This window comes from Rahnella sp. PAMC25617, from assembly GCF_050606005.1.
Lineage (GTDB): Bacteria > Pseudomonadota > Gammaproteobacteria > Enterobacterales > Enterobacteriaceae > Rahnella > Rahnella variigena.
The window spans coordinates 1-221 of sequence record NZ_JBOCUM010000184.1 but is presented as its reverse complement, the minus strand read 5'-3'; the positions used below and the strand labels follow the sequence as shown (position 1 = coordinate 221).

At 57.5% G+C, this 221-nt stretch carries 1 pseudogene; it reads right to left on the bottom strand.

From position 1 onward, the window contains the following. A pseudogene (gene ligB / locus ACM615_RS24150) lies at nt 1-221 on the bottom strand (NAD-dependent DNA ligase LigB); the annotation flags it as partial.

Here is a 221-nt window from a genome sequence, read left to right as displayed (position 1 = left end):
CAAGACCGGCGAAAGCTGGTTTTTCATCAGCGCACCGGCTACCGTGGATCGGGCATTGATACCGCCATGAATCTTTTGCTGATGATCGTTCACCATCAAAAAGAGTTCGCCTTGCAGGATCAGCGTCGGCGGAGCGCCCTTCACCACCGCCGGTATCGCCGGAATAGTCCGCACTTTTTCCAGCCAGTTCTCCCCCTGTAGCCCGTTTCCCCGGCTAACGG